Annotated in this window: 19 protein-coding genes; all 19 read right to left on the bottom strand. The window is 32.1% G+C overall.

The window, feature by feature from the left end:
* Window positions 1-240: 240 nt before the first annotated feature.
* A complete protein-coding gene (locus tag DI487_RS15490; RefSeq protein WP_109570454.1) occupies window positions 241-2,352 on the bottom strand; it encodes a glycoside hydrolase family 9 protein in 2,112 nt (703 codons plus the stop codon).
* A gap of 150 nt (window positions 2,353-2,502) precedes the next feature.
* A complete protein-coding gene (locus DI487_RS15485) occupies window positions 2,503-2,904 on the bottom strand; it encodes a hypothetical protein (RefSeq protein WP_109570453.1) in 402 nt (133 codons plus the stop codon).
* A 213-nt stretch (window positions 2,905-3,117) separates the two neighbouring features.
* Entirely contained in the window at window positions 3,118-3,429 is a 312-nt protein-coding gene (locus tag DI487_RS15480; RefSeq protein ID WP_109570452.1) for a hypothetical protein, read from the bottom strand.
* A gap of 68 nt (window positions 3,430-3,497) precedes the next feature.
* Window positions 3,498-4,013 (bottom strand): VOC family protein, encoded by a 516-nt coding sequence (locus DI487_RS15475; protein ID WP_317046236.1) that lies wholly within the window; start codon window positions 4,011-4,013, stop codon window positions 3,498-3,500.
* A gap of 168 nt (window positions 4,014-4,181) precedes the next feature.
* Window positions 4,182-4,403, bottom strand: a complete 222-nt coding sequence (locus tag DI487_RS15470; RefSeq protein ID WP_109570451.1) for a hypothetical protein — start codon at window positions 4,401-4,403, stop codon at window positions 4,182-4,184.
* Window positions 4,404-4,619: 216 nt separating this feature from the next.
* Window positions 4,620-5,657 (bottom strand): serine hydrolase domain-containing protein, encoded by a 1,038-nt coding sequence (locus tag DI487_RS15465; RefSeq protein ID WP_109570450.1) that lies wholly within the window; start codon window positions 5,655-5,657, stop codon window positions 4,620-4,622.
* A gap of 157 nt (window positions 5,658-5,814) precedes the next feature.
* Window positions 5,815-6,432: a hypothetical protein gene (locus DI487_RS15460; protein WP_109570449.1), complete on the bottom strand. Its 618-nt coding sequence runs from the start codon at window positions 6,430-6,432 to the stop codon at window positions 5,815-5,817.
* Between the two features lie 107 nt (window positions 6,433-6,539).
* Window positions 6,540-7,496: a ketopantoate reductase family protein gene (locus DI487_RS15455; RefSeq protein ID WP_109570448.1), complete on the bottom strand. Its 957-nt coding sequence runs from the start codon at window positions 7,494-7,496 to the stop codon at window positions 6,540-6,542.
* Window positions 7,497-7,559: 63 nt separating this feature from the next.
* The gene (locus DI487_RS15450; RefSeq protein WP_109570447.1) at window positions 7,560-8,141 is read right to left on the bottom strand and encodes a Crp/Fnr family transcriptional regulator; all 582 of its coding nucleotides are present in this window, start codon (window positions 8,139-8,141) and stop codon (window positions 7,560-7,562) included.
* Window positions 8,142-8,294: 153 nt separating this feature from the next.
* Window positions 8,295-9,725, bottom strand: coding sequence for a serine hydrolase domain-containing protein (locus DI487_RS15445; protein ID WP_109570446.1), 1,431 nt, complete (start codon window positions 9,723-9,725; stop codon window positions 8,295-8,297).
* 179 nt (window positions 9,726-9,904) lie between these two features.
* Window positions 9,905-10,753, bottom strand: a complete 849-nt coding sequence (locus DI487_RS15440; protein ID WP_262498012.1) for an alpha/beta hydrolase — start codon at window positions 10,751-10,753, stop codon at window positions 9,905-9,907.
* Window positions 10,754-10,928: 175 nt separating this feature from the next.
* Window positions 10,929-11,204 (bottom strand): helix-hairpin-helix domain-containing protein, encoded by a 276-nt coding sequence (locus DI487_RS15430; RefSeq protein ID WP_109570443.1) that lies wholly within the window; start codon window positions 11,202-11,204, stop codon window positions 10,929-10,931.
* A complete protein-coding gene (locus DI487_RS15425) occupies window positions 11,204-11,626 on the bottom strand; it encodes a VOC family protein (protein WP_109570442.1) in 423 nt (140 codons plus the stop codon). The genes DI487_RS15430 and DI487_RS15425 overlap by 1 nt, the downstream gene beginning before the upstream one ends.
* 844 nt (window positions 11,627-12,470) lie before the next feature.
* Window positions 12,471-13,058 carry a hypothetical protein gene (locus DI487_RS15415; RefSeq protein WP_146193496.1) on the bottom strand — a complete coding sequence of 196 codons (588 nt, stop codon included), beginning with the start codon at window positions 13,056-13,058 and terminating at the stop codon, window positions 12,471-12,473.
* 184 nt (window positions 13,059-13,242) lie between these two features.
* On the bottom strand, window positions 13,243-14,076 hold the full coding sequence (locus tag DI487_RS15410; protein WP_109570439.1) for a hypothetical protein: 834 nt from the start codon (window positions 14,074-14,076) through the stop codon (window positions 13,243-13,245).
* Window positions 14,077-14,231: 155 nt separating this feature from the next.
* Window positions 14,232-14,546 carry a hypothetical protein gene (locus tag DI487_RS15405; RefSeq protein WP_109570438.1) on the bottom strand — a complete coding sequence of 105 codons (315 nt, stop codon included), beginning with the start codon at window positions 14,544-14,546 and terminating at the stop codon, window positions 14,232-14,234.
* A 61-nt stretch (window positions 14,547-14,607) separates the two neighbouring features.
* Window positions 14,608-15,150: a TetR/AcrR family transcriptional regulator gene (locus DI487_RS15400; protein WP_109570437.1), complete on the bottom strand. Its 543-nt coding sequence runs from the start codon at window positions 15,148-15,150 to the stop codon at window positions 14,608-14,610.
* A complete protein-coding gene (locus tag DI487_RS15395) occupies window positions 15,150-15,650 on the bottom strand; it encodes a hypothetical protein (protein WP_146193494.1) in 501 nt (166 codons plus the stop codon). Before DI487_RS15395 ends, DI487_RS15400 begins: the two co-directional genes overlap by 1 nt.
* Before the next feature lie 141 nt (window positions 15,651-15,791).
* The gene (locus DI487_RS15390) at window positions 15,792-17,489 is read right to left on the bottom strand and encodes a BamA/TamA family outer membrane protein (protein WP_109570435.1); all 1,698 of its coding nucleotides are present in this window, start codon (window positions 17,487-17,489) and stop codon (window positions 15,792-15,794) included.
* Between the last annotated feature and the right edge of the window lie 117 nt (window positions 17,490-17,606).

Raw genomic sequence — 17,606 nt, 5'->3', positions numbered from 1 at the left:
ACTTTCATTAAGTTACTTATACTGTCAAGTAGAGTTTTAAGCTGGCTTACAAGTCCTACTATATTCTGTATCTGCATAGTTAATCATAAAGCGTTTTGGGAAAGAGATAACTCGTCTCCATTTTTAAAAGGTTTCCATTGAAGCGAATTTATCTTATCGGAATTGTCAATGTTTCTGGATTTAAGACTAGATGTACCACCATATTGAGATAGTTATGATTAAGGTTATTGTCAGATAGTTTCATTTTTTAATTAATTTTAGATTGAATGTAGATTCACTATCCTTAACCTGGACTATGTATAATCCTTTTGTTAAAAAAAGTGCTTCAATAGGTTGATTTGTTTTAGTGTTGAATTCAAATATGGATTTACCGTTAATATTAAAAATTTTTACCACTATGTCTTCTGATTTCTCTGATTGTATGCTGAATTCATTATCTACGGCATTTGGCACAATCGCATATTTTTTAACAGGTTCCTGAGTTACTACATCAGTAGATAAAACATTGTCATTTTCATCAAGGGACATCACCTGTGCTAATAGGCGAAGATAAGAGGCCTGATAGTAAATCGCAGGCTCACTGATTTCCCATGAACTATCAGAGCTAGTGTTAAAATCCAAATAACTTTTTTGAGGCGGTTGATTATATGGAGGAGATAGAGAAGTGTTAGCATAATAGTATTGATTAGCACCTCCTGTTACAAATCCGGGTGCAGGTCCGTAGGTAGAAGTTTGTGCATTGTCCCACACCGTGCCGTCGGAAAACCATGTATGAAACATTTCATTAAGACTTTTTTCGGCACCCAAATTATTCATATTGGTTAAATAGACAAGGCTTAAAGGATTTACACCATGAAAGTAATGAATTTGTTCTTTAGCTCGTAAATTATAGCTTGTTGTTGTAGAGGTGTTTATGCCATATTTACTAAATATATAATTTAAAATTCCGATGTTTGATTTTTGATTATTGCTTCCCCAATGATAATTCCAATCGTTGTTAAAAGCTCTATACAAGTCGGTGTCATTTTCAAAGAAAAAGTTATGATTCCAATTTCCGGAGGCCACTACATTTGCCGAATTAATGATCGTTGATACTGTCGAACTGTCTGCCCCTGATAACGTAGTATAGTACAATAAGGCATCGGAAGTTTTAATGGTATAATTATTCCAATCATAAGAAGCTATCTCTCCGGCATCATAAATATGGTTTATTATGTATTGATTGTATGCGGTATCACCTGTTAAGGCATATAAATAAATAGCGGCAACTAAAGCCATTTGATATTGTTCCTGAGAAGATTTATCAGCATCACCTGATTTTACAGAGCCATCATCGCAATTTTCATATAGTGTATTATTATTGAGATGTGGTAATACCCAGTTCCAACAACTTATTGCTTTGTTCTCTAAAGTTTGAGTGTAAGTTGACAATGAAGGAATTTGTTCAAAAATTATTGCTGAATGAGCTAGCATAGCAGTTGCAGCGATGGTCGATGAAGTACAAACAGGAGCATAATACCGTAAATCTGTATTAGCACTCGGAGGAGCAAAAAGGTTTTCGGAATAACTCTTGCTACCGATCTTAATGTGTACTGAACCATCTGTATTTATCATTTTCAGTAACCAATCCAATTCCCATTTTATTTCATCTAAAATATCCGGAATACCATTTCCTGATTCAGGGATATTCATGTTATCACCAAATAGCAGAGCATTTTCCTGATATGCCCATAGTAAGTCATGTATAGGATTTTCAGCAAAAGTGACGTACTTATTGTAGTCACCTGCGTCAAACCAACCGCCACTCATATCTTTTTCTGTTGCGGTGTTTCCCTGATCGTATACATCTCTTGAGTATGTATCTTGTGTAAATGAAATAGCGTCTGTGAATCCGGTAGCAGCATAGGGAGAAACTTTTTCTATGCCACATCTGTTATAGTAGAACATTTTGAAGGCGGCTTGAAGTACGGGATCATATACATTTTCAGAAATAGTAAAAACAGCTGAACTTACATTATTTAGCGGATCATAAATGTAATATTCTCCGGCTTGTGTGACAGCACTAAAATCAAACCACCAGCCTTGATCTCCTGATTGAGCATGTAACATACCATTATTCCAAAGTTGAATGTTTGCTGAAAATACTACAGCCTGAGTAGTTGCATTTTTAACTTGTAATACAGAATTCGGGCTGAAGCTTTCGTTAGCGTTAAATCCTTCAATTGGGTTACTGATTACAGCTACTTTAGTGTGAGACGGTCGGTAACCAAATTGATCCACATGGATAAATGGTGAAGTTTGTGCTATTGATAAATGGCTAATGATAGCTAATAAGTAGATTATTTTTTTCATCAGGCAGATTATTTATATGTTGTTTTTTTTAATATTTAATCGTTTTACTTGTCCGACTTCTATGAGTTGAATACTATAAATATAGATCACTATTTATTTAGTATGTAAAAGGGATCGAGCCAATCGAACAAATTAAGTTGCGAAACAACCCTAATTAAGTATGGATTTTGATTTTCTATTTAAAGGCTTCCAGAAGTAAATGAACCCTATTGCCAGTAGAACATGAAGAGTTAGGTTAGGGAGTATACCTGAAAGTTTTGTAATTGTTCCGTAAAAATAGGCTACTAATTCAATGATGAATAGTCCTATTTGAATGATAATGTTTCCGAAAAGAAATGCTTTTAAGGTTTCAGAGTTTTTGTGTTTTCTGATAGAGAATGCAATGACGCCAATTGTAAGAAGTAATAATCCTGTTTCTCTTGTCCAAACCAATGTGCCCGGTAGGGGAGTAACTCCTTTACTCACTAATAAAACCGATGGAAATACTATAGCAAAAAGACCGACTAAAAATGAGATTATTGAAGCTATTGTTAAAAAAACGTGTCTGCTCATTTATATGATGTTTATAGTGTTGAGTAGCAAATTTCAATAAATAATGTTAGGATATACTTGATATTTATTAAATAAAATAAATAGTTTCTTGATAAAGATCAAGTTTTTAATGTGGATAATTTTTTTCTGATTCTGCTTAAATGTTCAGGTGTTATGCCAAGGTATGATGCAATTATTTTTAGGGGGACTCTTTGTATTAAATGCGGTTGTTCCTCAATCAGTCTCAAATATTTTTCTTCTGCTTTGATTCTCTTCGAAGAAGTTTTCTTCGCTGTAATGACCGGAATTTTTTTCTTGAGATATAAAAGTTTCACAACAAAGTTGTGTTTCGTATCCATCTCTTAAAGCAAGTCGAAAGGCATTATCTAGATCAGTTGTATAAACAATATAAAAATTGTCTTCAGAATCAATCCATTTTTTTTCAAATTTACGTATCCAAATAGCATAATAGTACTCATTTGAAGTCTGTCCTATTGCAGTTTGAAAGACTAAAAAAAGAAATACCGGATAAAATAGCGTTTTCATATTCTGATAGAAATTTTATTTAAATTATCCGGCTTTATTCTTTTTTTGATTATTCCTTTAGACAATAATTAATCCTCAGGTTCCCAAAGTTCAATTTTGTTATCTTCTGCATCCATGATATGGACAAACTTTCCGATGCCTTCGTAAGCTGTTATACTGTCAAGTACAGTTACTCCGTTGGTTTTAAGTTGGTCTACAAGTCCTTCAATGTTTTGAACTTGATAGTTGATCATAAAACTCTTTTTAGAAGGAGAAAAATATTCATCACCATTCTTAAAGGGTTTCCATTGAAGCGAATTGATCTGTTCGGGGGTATTGATGTTTCTGGATTCAAAACTAGACGAACCCCAGTCATTGATCTCAATGCCTAAATTTTTAGTGTACCATTCTTTTGTTTCCTTCGGATTGTCGGAATAAAAGAAAATACCGCCAATTCCCGTTACTTTAGGAGTAGTAGTGTCTACAGGCGTAGTTGCTTTTTCTGCTTCCGCTTTTTGATCTGCCATAGTTTCTGTTTTTTCTGCTGCGTGATTGCAACCTATTAAAAAAGTTGTCATCAAAGCTAATGTTAAAAAAGTTTTCATTTTTGTTTTTTTGGTTTCAACTTTCGCACTGTTCTTTAATGTATTACACACTATTAAAAGGCTACTTATTATAACCAAAGATAACAAAAAATCCGTCAGAAAATGATTAGTGAAAAATTTTAGGAAGTAATAAAATCAAAAGAAAAAAGATACTATATGTTTTATTATTTAAAATTTTCCAAATCCGATAAATAAAGCGATTGCTAAGCAAAGTACTCCTATTATTTTCCAGGAATTGGTATGAAAGTTATTCGTTTCAGATAGATGTAAGTAAATTTCTCCGTTAGGGGAACGCAAATCAAAACAATCATGATCCCGATTGATTCTTTCTCTAATTGTTCTTTGTTTTCTCACCGAAACAATAACAGTATCTCCTTCTTTTAAGGACATAAATGATTTGACTTTCAAATTGTCATAAGAGCAACTTTCAATATCAAATTCTACTGTATGATTTTTAAATTCAAAACTTATAGATTTATATTTTTAATAAAATGTTGGCTAAATATATGAGAGTATGAATAGTTTGGATTTTATACTCTGACTTTTCTATTTAGTACTAATCTTTGTTTGTAACCTCTAGCTCTTATTTTTATAGTATTACTAGGGTTAGTTTCTCTTTTTCAATATTTTAACGATCCGATTATACATTAGTTCTGACATATTCCAATTATAACCTTCAAAGTCGACCGTATTTGTATATTGTATGACAACAGCGTCAATATCCTTATGATATTTAGCAATAGTTTGGTATCCCGGTATCAGTCCTGTGTGCTCGTACTTATAAATGGATGAATAGATTTCTTGTTCCTTTTTATCTTTAAAAACAGAGCCGTCATTTAAGGCTCGGATAAATCTGCTCAGATCTTCTGCTGTTGCCAATATTGAGCCTATATTATCTGTCTTTAAATCTGCATCATAGCCTACATAGTAACCACTCATTACATCATCTATGTTTACATCCTGAATTGAGCCAAAGGTATGTTCTAGATGCAATGGGTTTAAAATTTCTTTTTGAATGTATTGGAATGTACCATATCCGAGAACTCGGGTCATTATTTTTCCAAGTAATAAGTAATTGGTATTGCAATATTCATAATCTTCATCGGGTTTAAAGTTGGCTGGTTTATCCAAAACCAAAGCAAGATTTTCATCCGCTGTCTCTTTTGGAGCAGCCCAATACATATAGGTATCCGTATAATTAGGTATACCACTTCTATGTTTAACCAACATGCGTAATGTGATCTTATCTGCATATTGTATTCTGCCTTTCAGTTCAGGCAAATACTCTACAAGTGTTTTGTCTAATGATAATTTTCCGTCATAAACCAGTTTTGCAACGGCTACAGCATTATACAATTTGCTTACACTGGCAATTTTGAATAAAGCATTGGGGTCGGCCGGAATTTTGTTCTCTTTGTTCTTGTAGCCCGAAGTAAAAAATTCTGATTGATTCCCTTTTTTGTTGACACAGACAATTATACCGTCAAATCCGTAATCCGCTGCTTTGTCGACTTGTTCCTGAACGGTATCCGGAAGAGGCTTGATCCAAGCGTTTACAATAGGCCACGGAACAAAATACAGCGAAATCATTGTTCCTAAGAACAACAAAATTCTAATTATTTTTTTTGATTTTTTCTGAGTCATTTTATTTTCTGTATACTAATGATTTTAGGTCAAGAAGAAGTAGGGTAAATGAAGTTGGAGCCACAACAAATATAAGTAAACTTTTGAATTTTGGGAGAAAATTCGAAAGTAGGCGAGCAGCCACGATAACAGCTAGCCAATGTTGTACACTGTTTTTTTAACTAATTGCAACCACTTTTTGTTCAAAAATGTACCATGATCCATTTTTGAACTCACACTTAATGACATAACTGATAACATCCCAATTTCCTCTAATAACTTCAATACGATATTCAGCTTTTTTAAAATCATCACTAAAGAAAACTCTAGATAGAGTTACTTTTTTTATTGGATTTATATTATTTAAAATTTCATCATTTTCAGAAATTAATATTATGCTTTTTGGGTGATTAATTTTATTTATTAAAAAATCTTTTTCTTTTAATTTTTTATATGAAGTTAAACTGTCGGCAAAGTTTAAAAAATCAATTCTAGATAATCTTGTTTTAGAAGTGTCTATATTTTCATTTTTAATTCTGTCAAATAGACTAATTGTATCTTTAATTTCTAGAAATCTTTCGTAAAAGAAGTCAAGTTCTTTACCATCATGATAAGCATGATATTGATTAAATAAAATTCTTTCACTAATCGTAGACAAGGTTTGGTTAAACACAGAATATTCCAAAGAGTCTATTTGTGTACTAGATAATTCATCTTTATGATTCTTTTTGAAATTGTTGCAACTTGTAAAAGATGAGATATAAAATAACAACAATATTAGTTTATGATAGTTCATTTTCAAAATAGTGTACAACGTTGAGTATATGCAAAGTAGTCGATTTCGGACATCAAACCGTTACAAAGTTGAAGCGGCTACAACCCTTGAATTTACTACTGTCACGCCTATTTTGTATATACATTGTTGTGTGTAGCTTTTATTTGTTCATAAATTTCTCTTGTATATGGTGTTTTTAGATTCAAATCTTGACCATATTTTATTATTGCTCCTGCAAACAATTCTAATTCATTATTGCTTTTACCTGAATGAATATCAAGTTGTAAAGATGTCGGAGTTTTAGGAGGAAATGTAGCAGCTTTCTCAAAAGTTGTTTCGATAATATTTTCTTGTAATTCTATTCCTTTTTCATCAGCGATTTCTTTGATTTCGCTCATAATATTAATTGCTTCTTTTTTTTGAAATTCATTAGCACAAACAGCACCTATTGAGGAGTTATGTTTAGCTGTTACGAGACCAAAGCTTGAGATAAAAATAAATTTAGTCCAAATGTCGGTCAAAACATTATCTTTAAAATCAAAGTCGATTTTACTGTTTTTCATCAGGTCAATAACCCAATTAATATTTTCGGATGAATCCTGAGGGGCTTTTCCAAAAATTAATTTTCCTGCTTTTCCTTTATGTTCAACAATTCCTTTTTGTTTTATATGAGATGCGACATAAACACAAGAAGGTAGAATAATGTTTTTTGGAATTATTTTTCGAATTCTATCGTAAATATCTGCGCCATTCATCATGGGAAGTATAATAGTTTTTGGAGTTATTACTTCCGATAATTGATTACAGACATTTTCCAAATCATATTCCTTAACACAAATTAAGACTAAATCAGGATTGTTTATTTCCTTGATAGAAGATAGAACAATGTTCGGTTTTGTTATATTGTTTTTATGTTCAGGAGACAATAAGGTCAAGCCGTTGTTTTGTAAAATATCATAGGTTTTACCCCTTGCTATGAAAGATATATTATGGTGATTATTCAGCTCACTAAATTGACTTATCTTAAAGCCAAAATAACCTCCAACTCCTCCTAACCCAACTACTACAATATGTTTTTTTTCCATTATTTATTTTTTTACAAAAATGAGGTGAATTAATCAAAAACATACTTGATAAATGTCAAGAAATTACATTTTAGAAATATCTTTTCTAACTCTGCTTAATGTACAGTCTGTTATTCCTAAATAAGAGGCAATTATTTTTAAAGGGACATACTGAAAAATATGAGGTTGTTTTTTTAAAAGATTTAAATATCTTGTTTCAGCTTTCTGACTTACAGCTTCTATTAATCTGTCATTTAATTTATAGTAATTGATTACAAATAAAAGTCGGCTAAATTCTCTAAATTCAGGAATTGTATGAAAATTTTGTTGAACATTTTCTAAACTTGTTTCCCAAAAAGAACATTCGGTTAATGTTTCGTATATTTCTTTAGTAGGTTGTTTTTTAAAAAAAGAAAGAAAGTCATTTACAAAACAAGGTGCCCAATAAATATTTGTTGTAACTTCTTCACCATCTTCGTTTAGAATGTAGGAACGCATATATCCTTTTTCTAAAAAGTATGTTTTGGTACTAATTGTTTCTTTATCTAAAAGCCTTGTATTTCTGTCAAGCGAAAACTGGATAAATGTTTCAGTTATTTTCTCAACAGTTTCTTTTTCTATTGGAAATAAAGAATGGAAATAATTATTAATGCTTGTTTTATCCATGGTAGTTGGGTAAGTTACACGCAACGGTTTCGGCTATGAGTAGTTGCGTGGGTTAGCAGTTAACTTTGCAAGTACACACCAAACTGAAAATCCGCAAGGATTTTCAGAAGTAGGCGAGAACAAGCAATTACTTATAGCCATTGTTGTAGGCAGTTATTTTATTCGGTTTGCAGTTTTATTAATTCCTTGAGCTTCTTGAATGACTCTATATTTTTCTACTTTTCCATTATCATTCAAGATGAACGTATATGAAACTTCTGGTGACCAGCCATCAACAATGAATTTTGTTTTAGAAACTGGGACAAGTTCCATTTTATAGTCTGCACTCATAACAACGTAAAGTTTATCATTTTCGAAAGCTATTTCTTTTTCTTTTTGAGTATCGGTAAGATATTTGCCTGCATACGATTTTAAAATTTCGTTATCTAACTTTATAGGTTTTTCAACTTCTTGATTGTACAGTATTCTACGAGTATTTTTTATCGGTATTTCTGTACTTGATAAGGAATTATTTTGCAAAATAATTATAGTCTTGTCGTTATCAAGATTTCTTTCGATGTAAGAAATATATCCAGCCCAACCTCCGGAATGAGAGGCAATTTTACCATATGTTTTTGTGCTATCAATCATCCATCCAAATCCATAGTCGGTTTGAGAACTGTCTTTTGTCATTGTAGATGAAAATATCAGATTACGGTCTTGGTCATTGATTAAATTGTTTCCATAAAGTGCTCTGTCCCATTTTAGTAAATCTTTTGGGTTTGAATTAACCATTCCATCGCCTACTATGCCGTCAAGAAATACCACGTAGAAATCTTTACCCATTTCGTCAGGTAAAATCTTTTTTTGTAAACTGTCTGAATAAATATAGCCGTTAGCATAATTTTGAATCTCTTTAGGCTGAAACCTCCTTCTGTAAACAAATGTGTTTTTCATATCCAAAGGTTTAAATATTTTTTCGTGAAGATATTGTCCAAATTTTTGTCCACTTACTCTTTCAATAATTGTCGCTAAAATTAAATATCCCGTATTGCTGTAATCCCATTTTTCGTTTGGCTCAAAAAGTTTTTTGGGTTTAACTTGGTTAAATAGTTTAAGAATGTCATCATTCGTTGCTATTTTAGATTTATCCCAATTTTTGTCAGCGAGTTCCATATAATCAGGAAGACCGCCCGTATGGTTTAATAAGTTTTTAATTGTAATTTCCTTATAATCATTTAGTTCAGGGATATATTTGGTAATATCGTCTTCATAGGATAGTTTACCTTCTTTTACAAGCTGAACAATTCCCATAGCCGTAAATTGTTTTGAGACAGAAGCTAATTCAAATATTGTACTGTCGTTCAACTTTCGGTTGGTTTGTTCATCGGCTATTCCGTAGCTTTTTTCAAATATTACATTTCCATTTTCGGCAACTAGAACACTACCATTAAAATTTCCTTTATCATATAATTCGGAATAAAGTGTATCAAGCTTTAATGCTTTTGGGTTTGTTTTGCTTTGAAATTTTGTTGTTTCGGTATTTTCTTTGCAAGAAATTAAACAAATAATTCCGATTAGTAAGGTCAAAAAATAGTTTTTCATTAGTTGTTCAAGTTTTTTTAATTGATGAAAGTTTAAATATATAACGGAATTTTTTCGGATAATTGCCTACAACGGTTTCGGCTATGAGTAGTTGCGTGTTTTAGCATTAAACTTTGCAAGTACACACCAAACTGAAAATCCGCAAGGATTTTCAGTAGTAGACGAGAACAAGCAATTACTTATAGCCATTGTTGGCAATAGTTTTTATTATTTATCCATTCAGTTACAATCGGCCAGATTTCTTTCTTTGAACTTTGTGATTTTAATATTCTGCTATGATTGTAATCTTCAAGATTTCCATTTTCTTTTGATAAATAAATAAATTGGTTTTTTGAATTTTCAAAGGCATTTAGATATTTCTCGCAACCGACTTTTGGTGCAATAAAATTATCTCCACTCGCACAAATTGATAAAACCGGAATTTTAATTTTTTTCATTTCGTTCAAATAGTCAAATCCATTTTCTCCAATGAAGTTATGTTTTAAATTCCAATTGAACCATTGTTTCATTGTGTAATAGCTTTCACTATGTTCAGTTGAGCCGGCTGTTTTAGCTGGAACAACTCCTAACAAGGCTGTCAAATATTTACTCGCCAAAATTTTCATTCTATTATTAAATTCAATTCCTGCTCCAAAAGCTTGAACTCCAAATAATGTAATGCTTTTAATTTTCGGTTGATAATCTGGATTGTTGATTAAGAACATCGTTAGTGTAATTCCGCCACCACTATGAGCTAAACAATCTATATTTTTAATATTTCGGTTGTTGAAAAGAAATTCAAATACAGATTTAAGGTCATATTTTGCAATTGTCTCGAAGTCAAAATCATTTTGAGTTTTTGAACTTTCTCCGTGATTTCGCCATTCCATTAGCCAACAAGTAAATCCTTGTTCAGTCAGATAAGAAGCAATTCCAGAACATATTTTTCTATTAGAAAAAGTACCGTGAGTCAAAAAAATATGCCTTTCAGATTTGAATGCGGTATTAAATTTCCAAAGAGCTATTCTTTCGTTGTCTTCTGTTGTTATATGAAATAATTGTTCTTTCAGGACGTATGTTTTAAATTATTGCCAACGGTCTCGGCTATGAGTAGTTGCTCGGGTTGGTGCGAAACTCTGCAAGTACACACCAAACTGAAAACCCTCGCGGATTTTCAGAAGTAGGCGAAAACAAGCAATTACTTATAGCCATTGTTGGCGGTAGTTATTTTTTGTCTTTCCAATTCCACCATTTTAGTTTTTCGCTGTCTTGTCTTTCTGTCGGTGTTTCTGCAAAATACACTGCACACCTAAAAACATAAAGTAAACACCTGTCTTGAACGCAACCTGCAAACAAATTCGAGTTGTCGTAAAGTACTTCCGGGTCTTTACCTTTCAAGTCGTCAACGTATCTAATTCCGATGTTGTATAAATCTGTCGCAATAGATTTTCCAACGCCCGGAATTATTGTCAATGCTTTTATGGTCTGCGTTGCTGTCATTACAGTTTTATGTTGTCATTTTCGTCAAGTTTCCAAAATGGGTTGTAAGCAACTTCAAACAGATATCCGTCCAAGTCTTTGAAGTAACCGCTGTAACCACCCCAATAAACTTTCTGTGCAGGTTTTACGATTGTCGCACCAAGTTTCGCAACCTTTTCTAAAATTTCGTCCACTTCTTTTTCCGATTTCGTGTTGTGCGAAATTGTAAGTCCCGAAAATGTTGTCGGCTGATATGTCAATGTCGTGTCGTCCACAAGTTCGTGTCTTGGGTGCAGTGCTAAAATAATTCCATCCAAGTCAAACAAAGCTAAGCCGTCCATACTTTTGTCGGATTTTTTCCAACCAAGCCCTTTTTCGTAAAAATCTAATGATTTCTGAAAGTCGTCAGTTCCAAGTGTTATTAAGTTCAGTTTTTGTCTCATTTGCAGAGTTTCTTTTAATTACCGCCAACGGTTTCGGGCTTTGCGTTCGGGCGGGTTTCGGAGCACAAAGCTTCAATTTATTACTAAAGTTCATTAGAAGCACAAATCTCCAAGTTTGCACGTCAGCCCGCCTGACGCAAAACCCGTGTTAGCGGTTCGTTCTATATTGTTTCATTACTTTTTCTTAGTCGTTTTCTTTCTAATAAATATGTAGTCAACAAGTAAGCAACAGCAATAGTCAAACTAATTATAAAATATTTGTCATATGTAGGTTGATTGAAAGTTAATCGTCTAATTCCATCATTACAAGCTGTGCATTCGACCACTAGTCGTATACTGTCAAATGCAGTTACTAAAATTGTCGTGGCGAAGAAAAAAATAATTGCCGCGCAGGTTCTTTTTAGTCTACTAGGTCGAGAAGAAAACTTTAATAACAAAAATGTCAACGAAACAAAAAGTCCAAATGCAGTAACAAAACTGTAGCTAGCAAACAAGTGGAAGTTCTTGCCAATAAACTGAATGTTATCACCATTAAAAAACTTGAACGAAAACCTAACAAGTTGTCGGTAATAGTCTTCAAATAAGTACGCAACTATAAATCCAACAAGAAAAAGTCCTGTTGTTGTCAAAATAGTCTTGTAATTATTTTTTATTGTCGTCCACATTTTATTTGTCTGTTGTGCAGTCGTCTTTTAAGCTGACCGCCAACGGTTAGCGGCTATAAGTAGTGGCAAAGAGCCAAAACCAAGCCAAACCAAAAATAGACAAAATTTAGAAAATTCGGAGAATTTTTGGGAAATTCTTGACCAAGCCATTTACTTTAACCGCTGTTAGCAACTGTATTTTATTTAAAAGTTAATGAGTGAAAAGGAATTTCCATTAAGTCAGAATGTGTATTTCTATCATTACTCATAAATGTTATTATTACGTCGGCTAAGTTTTCTTTATGAAGGCAAATAAATTGTCCATATTTATAACCTTTGCCAAACTCACAGTTAAATTCAAAAAAAGCATTTCCACCATAATCAGCATTAAATTCTTTTCTAACGGCAAAGGTTGGAAAATCTCCAATATTAACCATTTTTCCATTTGTCATATTAAGTCCATTTGATTGCATAATTCCAATATACAATTTATTAGGATTTATCATAGTTACATTTGGGTCATTTTTTGATTTTTCATATTCAGCTAACATTTGTTTCATTGGGAAAATAGAGTATCGAACTTCCATGGTTCCTTCAGAATTTATTATTGCAAAAGAGTAATTTAAATCTCTATTTTCCTTAATTTCTTTAATTTTATAACCTACAGGCATTTCAAATTGCAAACCAGATTCAGCAATTTGTTTTTGAAATTCTTCAAGAGTAATATTTTGGCTAAAGACATTTAAAACGAACAAGTTAAAAATTAAAAATAGATATGATTTTTTCATTATTTAGAAATTAATTGCTTAGTTTTTTTTAATATAGTTGCTAACGATCCGCGGCTAAAGAAAGTGGCGTGAGCCAAAACCAAGCCAAAACAAAAATAGACAAAACTTAGAAAATTCGGAGAATTTTCGGGAAATTCTTGACCAAGCCATTTTTTTTAACCGTTGTTGTAGGCAGGTTTTTAGATTATTCTTCTGGTACTTTTGGGTTATTTTGATTAAGCTGAAAAACTGTACCATTTAATTGTTCTAATCTCTCAACATTTTGAATATTAAATGTCTCGTTGATTGTTTTGTAATTAATATTTATTGAAGTTTTTTCAATAACTGTAGAAGTTTCTTCTAGTTTATCTTTAGCCAAAACTAATGGAGTCATTCCACCTACAAAACCGCCTAATGCTCCTAAGACAATGATAGTTTCCTTAATGCAACCAATTACTGATGACCAATTTATATATTCATTATCAAGTTTTTTGATTACTCTTTGTAAATATTCAATGATTTGTTTTTTAACTTTTTCACTGATAGTATTATCCTTTTCTATTAATTCAATTGCTTCAAGTATAAGTTGTTTTACTTGGTGTTTATTTGAATTTTCTGGTTGAAAAAAACCATCAAGTTTCAAATTGTCATATCTGTAATGCCTTATATTTGATGCTTCTCCAATAAATTCTAATGTTTGAGAATAAACTTCTTCAAAATCATCCTTAATTTTAGGTATAATGTTACCATTTTTAGCTAATAGAAATAGTAAAATTTTAGACTTGTCTTTTCTTCTCCTATGAATTTTTACATCTTCAATTATTTGATTTATTAATTCAAAATATTTCTCTTTTTTTTCCTTTATGATGTAAGTTAAATTTTCAATACAATTCATGAATTTTACTGAAGTGGCTTTCAGTTGAATTTGTTCCTCATATGGAAAATCTTTTGATGATAAATTTGATAAATATTGAAGATAATATTCAAAAATTAAATCTGAATTGTCTATATCTGTATTTAAATACTCTGTAAATGTCATATGTTGAATGTTTCATTTAGTTTAGTAACGATCCTCGGCTATAAAATTGTGGCGAAAACCACAAACCGAACCATTCCAAATATAGAATTTAATTTCGAATTTTCTCCGAAAATTCGGAAAATATGCGCAAACCCAGCCATGATTTATAGCCGATGTTAGCGGTAGTATTTTTCTATTTCAATTGTATATTCTCCAACTTCGTTTCCTTTTGAAGGTCTACATTTAAGAGTATATTCTATACCTTTTTCAATAAAATGATACTCATGACTTTCTAAAAGTTTTTCGTCTTTCATTTTGCTTTCTATAAGTTTTTGTAGGGAGTCATTTTTAATGTATGATATTAGTTTTCCAGATGTTACATCGTACTCGGCAACATTCTTCCAATAAACAGTCTTTACCAAAAGTCTTGAATTAACTGTGTCAAGCCAATGTCCACCATATGGATTGTCTAATTTGATTTTCCAATCCATTAGCCTTATAAAATTTTAAAAAATCTTGCCAAATCATTCTTAATTAAACATGGCAGTAGACTTATTCAGATATTTGTTCCATTAAATCATTTATTTTTAGATTTGGACGAATTGCTAATAAAAATAAAATGCCTTCATATTTAGAAACCATCGTTGTTGCTATTTTTAGCGACTCTGTTTTATTATTTTTAGCGTTAATAATAATTTTTTCCAAATTTTTGTAAAATTTTTGTACTTCTTGTCTGAATTCGGGAAGAAGATTATATGCTTCAAAATACATTATGTAATATTCCGAAAATCCTTTTTCTGTTAGTGATAATATTTTAGGAACGAAATTCAAATAAAAATTCTGTATTTCCTGTTCAATCTGTTCAACGGAAAGTTCCATTTGCTCGTACGTTTCCCAATCTACTTCTTTGTAAAAGGATAAAAAATAGTGTTCTATTACTTGATTATAAAGATCATTTTTGCTTTTGAAATAATGATAGAAGGCTCCTTTTGATAGCTTGGAAGCTTCAACTAATTGTTGCATTGAAGTATTGTGATAACCATTGTTGATAAACAATTTAAATGCAGTTGATAATATTTTTTCTTTACTATTCATTACTTTCCGGTCATTGCAGATTTGGTAGCAAAAACAATAATCGCAATACCTACTATAATTGCAAATGCAACGAGCCGATACAAGTTATAAGATAATTTAGATTTATCTTGGCTGCTTTTCATTTTTTTTGTTTGATTGAATGATAATAGAATAAGTGGTATTGAAAGAATAATTCCTATAGCTTCTAAAAAAACTAAAAGTTGTGGCATTGAATCGGGTGATTTTGGAAAAATGTGTGCAAAATCTAAGACATAGACTAAAAAGTAACTAAGTCCACAAATAAACGCCACTAGTATACTCCATTTATATTTTCGAAAAATAAAGTAGGATAGAAACAAACTAATCATCCCGAGTGTAGTAAGAAAAATGTTAAATACAGATAAGATAGATAATGGAATATGGGAAAAATCTCTCGTGTCAATGCCTCCTCCGGGTACCATTACAGTTAAGTTGATGGCAGACAAAACTAATAATGCAATGATAATTTTTGATTTATTCATTTTTTATATATTCTTTAAAACCGACCGTTCGGTATGTAAATATACAAATAAAAAGTGAATTCTAAATTTGTTATTATCATTTTGTGCTCTTCATAGTAAAAACTTATTTAGAATAGAAATAAGTTTTTTTTAATAATTAAATCACTGATACAAAATATAAGCAGGTTTTCCTACTTGGTAATCCGATAATTTTAAATCGTTATTTTCCAATGAATTGCTTTTTAAGATGTTGTCTCCTTCATACGGAATAGTAGGATAATAAGAGAAGGAGATCTGAAAACTGTTGAAAACCAAATAGTCATTGTTGATCAATACACCCAGACTGAATTTAGGATATACTTTGCTTTGGAACAAATTTTTAGTATTATCGGCTAAGGCTCCCAAAGTTATGTTGGCATACGGACTAAAGTGAAAACCGTACCAGTCTTTCGGAACATACGTTTGCATTTGCATGGCTAAAAGCCATCTTTGGGTTCCGGTTATACCATCGGTAAAATCTTGTAAACCATTTGTATTGTTTAGGCTTAACTGGTCTTTGACGGAAGCGTCCCGATTGTTACCCCAGGTATAACTGGGCTTAATGAACTGACGGTAACGCCACGAACCGATACTCCACAAAGGACTGATATATTGAAATCCGACAGAGAAGGCGGTTTGTTCTGATTTTCCGTCGTTGATAAAGGTTCCCCATTCGGTGGTAGCAGTTAAATAACCGAAAGGGTAACGTTTTCCTTTAGCAAATTTAGCACCGAAATACGATCGGTTATCACCGTTTTTAGTTTGCTTCCCAAAGATAAGCGCATAAATACTACCATAAGGAACGTCTTCAGTAATACCGTAATTGAATAAATAACTGTCCTTATAGTATTTCTGAGCGGTGAAAGCTACCTGACCTATAATATTGTTTTCAGAAGCAAAAAAAGAAGTAGGATCAAACGTTGCATCGGGGACTTCAGTATATATCTTTTTGTTAAAGGTAATCGAAGTAATTAAATTAGTTGTTTTACCTAAATAAGTGTCCGGTTTTAAAATTTTAAAAGCCCTTCCGTACCAATATTCCTGATATTCTGTTTTTACAGTTTGCCTGTAGGTACTATCAGGATAAAAGAAGTTTTCGGTTGCTTCTCTGTTTTCAAAATAGACACCTCCCGCATTTTTAGTTAACGGAGAGAAAAAGTTTCGGGTGAGACCAATACTTCTTGAACTGTTACTATAATAGTCCTTTTGATATATCAGGTCAAATGAAATATAACTGTTCTTAATGTTGTTTATAGTGTATTGGGCATAATGAGCATTGCGCTTAGTCGCAAATTCTTCTTTATAACTTCCGGATATTTTATGACCGTACCCCATAATATTTCGCTCCGTTAGTTTGGCTTCCCAATCACCGGAAGTGATATTTCCTGTCGGAATTAAACTCCACGAATCTAATAAGGTTACATAAACATCAATAGAATCCTGACTTTGGGTAGGTTGGGGTAGGACAGTAACCTGTCGTACATAACGCTGACTACGGATCAAACGCTCTGTCTCTTGTAATTTTAAAGTATCGCAACGATCGTATTGTTTAAATAAAAGCAAGTTCTGTACTGTAAATTCATTGGTTTTGACATGAACTGAATTTCCAAAGCGTTCAAATCCGGTTTTAGGACTGCGTGTACTGTCTTGTAAGGAATACCCGAAAGGATCCAGAGTTTTAATATAGACATTCCGGATCACTTTACCATTTGATGAATGATTAACTTCCCGGATCTTTTCTTCTTTTTTCTGGCGTTCCTTTTCATTATCAATCAAAGTAGCTGTAGATAAGCTGGAAGGACGGAAAAATAACCGATACATGAACTTGGAGAACTTTCCCTTTTTTGAGTAATTGTAAATATCGTGATAGATTGTTGTAGAGTCTTTGCGTTGGACTGTGATCTGGGCATTCAGTTGCTTACAACTTAAAAAAATGAA

The sequence above is a fragment of the Flavobacterium sediminis genome (genome assembly GCF_003148385.1).
Classification (GTDB): domain Bacteria; phylum Bacteroidota; class Bacteroidia; order Flavobacteriales; family Flavobacteriaceae; genus Flavobacterium; species Flavobacterium sediminis.
Note: the sequence above shows the minus strand (reverse complement) of the source record. Positions and strands in the feature narration are given on the sequence as shown.

Excerpts from the sequence above, each read along its gene's own strand:
- DI487_RS15490 (WP_109570454.1), bottom strand. The coding sequence starts at position 2,352 with ATGAAAAAAATAATCTACTTATTAGCTATCATTAGCCATTTATCAATA.
- DI487_RS15485 (WP_109570453.1), bottom strand. The coding sequence starts at position 2,904 with ATGAGCAGACACGTTTTTTTAACAATAGCTTCAATAATCTCATTTTTA.
- DI487_RS15480 (WP_109570452.1), bottom strand. The coding sequence starts at position 3,429 with ATGAAAACGCTATTTTATCCGGTATTTCTTTTTTTAGTCTTTCAAACT.
- DI487_RS15475 (WP_317046236.1), bottom strand. The coding sequence starts at position 4,013 with ATGAAAACTTTTTTAACATTAGCTTTGATGACAACTTTTTTAATAGGT.
- DI487_RS15470 (WP_109570451.1), bottom strand. The coding sequence starts at position 4,403 with ATGTCCTTAAAAGAAGGAGATACTGTTATTGTTTCGGTGAGAAAACAA.
- DI487_RS15465 (WP_109570450.1), bottom strand. The coding sequence starts at position 5,657 with ATGACTCAGAAAAAATCAAAAAAAATAATTAGAATTTTGTTGTTCTTA.
- DI487_RS15460 (WP_109570449.1), bottom strand. The coding sequence starts at position 6,432 with ATGAACTATCATAAACTAATATTGTTGTTATTTTATATCTCATCTTTT.
- DI487_RS15455 (WP_109570448.1), bottom strand. The coding sequence starts at position 7,496 with ATGGAAAAAAAACATATTGTAGTAGTTGGGTTAGGAGGAGTTGGAGGT.
- DI487_RS15450 (WP_109570447.1), bottom strand. The coding sequence starts at position 8,141 with ATGGATAAAACAAGCATTAATAATTATTTCCATTCTTTATTTCCAATA.
- DI487_RS15445 (WP_109570446.1), bottom strand. The coding sequence starts at position 9,725 with ATGAAAAACTATTTTTTGACCTTACTAATCGGAATTATTTGTTTAATT.
- DI487_RS15430 (WP_109570443.1), bottom strand. The coding sequence starts at position 11,204 with ATGACAGCAACGCAGACCATAAAAGCATTGACAATAATTCCGGGCGTT.
- DI487_RS15425 (WP_109570442.1), bottom strand. The coding sequence starts at position 11,626 with ATGAGACAAAAACTGAACTTAATAACACTTGGAACTGACGACTTTCAG.
- DI487_RS15415 (WP_146193496.1), bottom strand. The coding sequence starts at position 13,058 with ATGAAAAAATCATATCTATTTTTAATTTTTAACTTGTTCGTTTTAAAT.
- DI487_RS15410 (WP_109570439.1), bottom strand. The coding sequence starts at position 14,076 with ATGACATTTACAGAGTATTTAAATACAGATATAGACAATTCAGATTTA.
- DI487_RS15405 (WP_109570438.1), bottom strand. The coding sequence starts at position 14,546 with ATGGATTGGAAAATCAAATTAGACAATCCATATGGTGGACATTGGCTT.
- DI487_RS15400 (WP_109570437.1), bottom strand. The coding sequence starts at position 15,150 with ATGAATAGTAAAGAAAAAATATTATCAACTGCATTTAAATTGTTTATC.
- DI487_RS15395 (WP_146193494.1), bottom strand. The coding sequence starts at position 15,650 with ATGAATAAATCAAAAATTATCATTGCATTATTAGTTTTGTCTGCCATC.
- DI487_RS15390 (WP_109570435.1), bottom strand. The coding sequence starts at position 17,489 with ATGTATCGGTTATTTTTCCGTCCTTCCAGCTTATCTACAGCTACTTTG.